Source organism: Acinetobacter sp. RF14B, from assembly GCF_006864105.1.
Taxonomy (GTDB): Bacteria; Pseudomonadota; Gammaproteobacteria; order Pseudomonadales; family Moraxellaceae; genus Acinetobacter; species Acinetobacter lwoffii_C.
Genome location: NZ_SMTB01000154.1, coordinates 1 through 3,084 on the forward strand (window position 1 = coordinate 1; position 3,084 = coordinate 3,084).

Genomic DNA, 3,084 nt, shown 5'->3' on the forward strand with positions numbered 1-3,084 from the left:
CCGTGCAGCCACTCCGGCTGACCATAACATGCTCAAAGCACCTAACAAGGCATACAGACGCTTGCCCAGACTGGAGGCTGGAGTGTGCAAAAAAGCGATCAGGGAGATGAACCCCAAGCCAATAAGCCCGATGCGTTGAAACACGCAGAGCGGACAAGGGGCCAGTCCCTGGACATGTTCAAGATAAAGTGCAAATACCATCCCGACCACGGCAGCCAAAAACAGCATGCCGCTTACCCCGCGATAACTCCATTGCATGGTCAATCCTCTTTTTTTGTTTTATCGATATTGCGCTAAATAATCACTGAAGTTGATACTGCACGCTTGCTCGAGCTGCTGTTGTTGTTGCAATGAGCTTTGTGATATTTCATCAAAATAAGCTGCTGTTTCGGCACTGAGCGGATGCGATTCATAGACGTGACTATGCTGCTGGGCCAGATGCTGTCCAAAATGCCACATGCTGCTTGCAGCACGGATATCTCCGACAATTAAGGCAGATAAAGTGGCATCGACTTCATCGACCCGACCTTGCATGATCTGCATGGCATGCTGATAAAGTCCTGTGTCATAAGTCTGGTCAAGCAGCTCAGCCAAGGGCTGCATACGTGTCAGCAGCCGGGCACACCAGTCTTCAATCGGATAATGCTGGCCATCTTCGACAATAGCGGCATTGAAGGCACGGCCACGATTGACCACTTCAGTCTGATTTCGTTCAATAATTTCCTGCTCTGCAGCCAACAACGCCGGGCTGTCTTGCAGCAGACAGTACAATGCCACCACTTCCAAGAAACCGGCAGTATCTTCATTAATACCAATCGGGCTATACGGGTTGACGTCTATCGCCCGTAGCTCGACATAGCCAATCCCGCGGTTTTGCAAGGCCTGTGACGGGGTCTCACCAGCTTCGGGGACCTGTTTGGGACGCACCAGACTGTAATATTCATTTTCAATTTGCAGGACATGATCATTGATCTGGATTGGCTGTCCCTGCGGGTCATTCAGGCCCAGACGACTAAAGGGCTTATAAGGGGTTTTGACGGCTTTTTGCAGCCCTTCCAGATAGCCTTGCAGGTCATTGTAGTGAATGCCCAGTTGCTTCTGTGCAGAGTTCTGATAGCCAAAACGTCCCATGCGCAAAGCAGTCGCATACGGGGTATACAGGGTGCCTTTAACCAGCGGCAGTAAATGATGATCTCGGCCACTCATAAAGCACTGGCAGACCGCCGGGCTGGCCCCGACCAGAAAAATCACCAGTGGCGTCAGGCGGATAAAGTTACGGATCAGCCCCATATAACGGTGACTGCGATAGTCCTGCAAGCTGAGTGCCCGTAAATTTTCATCGCTTTCTTGCTGTTGCAGGGCTTCAAAGAAATGATCCGGGAAAGACAGATTATAATGTACCCCGGAAATGGTCTGCATACGGCGGCCATAACGCGCCCCCAAGCCATGACGGTACAGGGTTTTAAACAGCCCGATATTAGACGTCCCATATTGGGCCAGCGGAATATTTTCATCACTGTGGTCCAGCATGCACGGCATCGACAGCGGCCAGAGCTTTTCATCATTCTCCAGCTGGCGATGCGCGACGGCATGAATATCGGTCAGATAGTCCAAGGCTTTTTGAATGCTACTTTGCGGTGGAGTGATAAACTCCATTAAGGCTTCAGAATAATCAGTGGTGATATGTGGATGAGTCAGGGCTGAACCTAGGGCACGAGGATGCGGCGCTTGGGACAAGAAACCGTTGCTTTGCATACGCAAGCTTTCGCGCTCGATACCGCGCAGCATTCCTTGGATGAGTGATGAATCCACCCAGTCAGGTAATACATCGTGGGCGGTCGATTCAGGTTGACTCATTACAATCTCGCTTCATGGGGGTAACTATTAATAAAGTAGAATCATCAATTTATAGCAGTATAACGTGATTTCTGGTCGGCACATTACATCCTGCCGGGTTTTCAGGCAAACTATTGATTTTTAACTGGGCAATTTTTTAACACAAAGTTCCTCTATAAGACATGTGAAATTTGTGATTTATTAACCAATACAGACTAAAGAATTGTAAATATTATGAATTATCAAGATGTTTTAGACTTTTGGTTCCACGCCGACCATCAGCCCTTCTGGTTTAGCAAAAGTCTGGAATTTGATCAGCATATTGCACAACAATTCATGAGTATCCATCAACAGGCAGCTCGTGGTGAACTCTGGTGCTGGCGCAAAAGCATAGCAGGCCGACTGGCTGAAATTATTGTGTTGGATCAGTTTTCCCGCAATCTGTTTCGTGACTCTCCTCAAGCCTTTGCCCAGGACCCCTTGGCTCTGGCTCTGGCTCAGGAGACAATTAGCCTGGATCTGGATAAACAGCTCAGCCCGGAACAATGCAGTTTCCTGTACATGCCGTTCATGCATAGCGAATCCAGACTGATTCATGAATATGCCTTGGAGCTGTTCCAGCATCTGGGCAATCCGGTTAATCTGGAGTTTGAAAAAAAGCATAAGGTGATTATTGACCGCTTTGGGCGTTATCCTCACCGTAACCGGATTTTAGGTCGCCCATCGACCGCTGAAGAGTTAACTTTCCTGACCCAGCCAGACAGCAGTTTTTGATTCTCCCTTTCAAGCTCTGCGACTGCTGGATCATCTATCAGGAGATTGGAGATGAAAAACACCCTATTAGGACTTGGTCTGGTTGTTGCACTTGGCCTGAGTGGCTGCGCAACCACACCCTCCAAACCTTTGACCTTTGATCAGTTAGGGCGCTATAACACGACGCCTTTAAATGCCACGACTTACCGGATCAGCTTTCAGGCCCGTCCCAATATGAGTTTTGCTACGGCAGAAGAAATTACCCTGCTGAAAGCCGCCCAAACAACGGTACAGAATGGCTTCCAGTTTTTTCGCGTTCTGGATGATCCAAGCAACCGGACTCAGCAGCCTCCCCGTCAGGCGATTGTCTATCCTGCACCGAGCTTCTATCCCTCTGCTTACTACCGCCGTTATCCAGGGTTCTGGCCAGATCCATTTTATGACCGCCCTTATACCGTGACTCTGGACCCGGCCCAGGTGGCCTATACCATTGAG

The 3,084-nt window shown here is 49.3% G+C and carries 4 protein-coding genes; 2 read left to right on the plus strand and 2 right to left on the minus strand.

The window, feature by feature from the left end; all coding sequences use genetic code 11:
* Together E2K52_RS13915 and gshA are read right to left on the minus strand one after the other, a co-directional pair.
* A partial coding sequence (locus E2K52_RS13915) for a disulfide bond formation protein B (RefSeq protein ID WP_151205613.1) occupies positions 1–258 on the minus strand: 258 nt, incomplete at its 3' end.
* A 21-nt stretch (positions 259–279) separates the two neighbouring features.
* Entirely contained in the window at positions 280–1,857 is a 1,578-nt protein-coding gene (gene gshA / locus E2K52_RS13920; protein ID WP_151205614.1) for a glutamate--cysteine ligase, read from the minus strand.
* 213 nt (positions 1,858–2,070) lie between these two features.
* Here gshA and E2K52_RS13925 point away from each other — a divergent pair, with 213 nt between their 5' ends.
* Both E2K52_RS13925 and E2K52_RS13930 read left to right on the plus strand, forming a co-directional pair.
* Positions 2,071–2,610 carry a DUF924 family protein gene (locus tag E2K52_RS13925; RefSeq protein ID WP_151205615.1) on the plus strand — a complete coding sequence of 180 codons (540 nt, stop codon included), beginning with the start codon at positions 2,071–2,073 and terminating at the stop codon, positions 2,608–2,610.
* A gap of 51 nt (positions 2,611–2,661) precedes the next feature.
* Positions 2,662–3,084, plus strand: a 423-nt coding sequence (locus E2K52_RS13930) for a CC0125/CC1285 family lipoprotein (protein ID WP_151205616.1), incomplete at its 3' end; no start/stop codon positions are given.

What these genes read in the sequence shown, in the direction of transcription:
- gshA (WP_151205614.1), bottom strand. Translation starts at nt 1,857, where the DNA reads ATGAGTCAACCTGAATCGACCGCCCACGATGTATTACCTGACTGGGTG.
- E2K52_RS13925 (WP_151205615.1), top strand. Translation starts at nt 2,071, where the DNA reads ATGAATTATCAAGATGTTTTAGACTTTTGGTTCCACGCCGACCATCAG.